The organism is Candidatus Phytoplasma citri, assembly GCF_002009625.1.
GTDB classification, from domain to species: Bacteria; Bacillota_I; Bacilli_A; order Acholeplasmatales; family Acholeplasmataceae; genus Phytoplasma; species Phytoplasma citri.
Genome location: NZ_MWKN01000066.1, coordinates 1 through 914 on the forward strand (window position 1 = coordinate 1; position 914 = coordinate 914).

The 914-nt window shown below is 36.7% G+C and carries 1 pseudogene; it reads right to left on the bottom strand.

What is annotated here, in order from left to right:
- Positions 1 to 914, bottom strand: a pseudogene (locus tag B2G44_RS01920) (group II intron reverse transcriptase/maturase); the annotation flags it as partial.

Here is a 914-nt window from a genome sequence, read left to right on the forward strand (position 1 = left end):
TTTTATTCATGATCCTTTGGTGATTCGCATTGCGAACTGTCCCAATGTGATGAATTTGAAGTTGGGTTGTTTTGTCGCAGTTCTCACAACGTTTCGCTTTTAGTCGGTCAGTTAGGTGCGTACGGCCTTGGAGTGTAAATCTATTAATGGTAATATCTGGATTTCCCTTGTAATTACGCATTTTTTTAATTTTACCCCAAGAGTAAACGTCCCATGGTTCATATTGAGTTTTTCCTTTGTTAATATAGGAGATACCCCAAGTTGAACCTTTATTGAATTTCTTCCGAACTCTGGCAATCGATGTTTTCCATTTTCTTGCCAGTGTTTTCAAACAGCTATATTCGGCTAGATAATTTAGATGGGTTAAAACACCGAGATTGTTAGCCAAACAAAAGTATTGGATAATTCCTTTAGTAGGTCCGGATTATTTCTAATTCGTCTCTGTCTGCTAAAGCTTCATCATGTTTCACCTTCCCCTTTTTTAACCAATTGTATTCATATCCATATTTTTCAGCTTTCACTTGAGGAATTTGGATTTGAACTTTACCGTTGAAGGAATTTTGTTGAAGGAATTTTTCGTGGACTTCCTTGTACGAGTTTTATTGGTGGGGTTTACCTTAATCATGTAGGATAGAAACCTAGTTCCTTTGTTAGCTTTCACAATTTTTGATTTGTCCTTACTAATCGTAAGTTTCAAATCTTGATCTAGCCATTGCGTTACTTGATTATTAATCCTTTCCGCCTTTAACACCAATGATAAAATCATCAGCGTAGCGGATGTATTCGACTCTAGGTTTCGGATTTAGGTTAAGGGAACTATCAATCCCCAGTTGATGGTGCTGGTTTTTTTAGCCATGCTTTCCTATATTCTGGGTTGTTTCTCTTAATTGGCTTTCCTTCTTTAATCAGTTCCT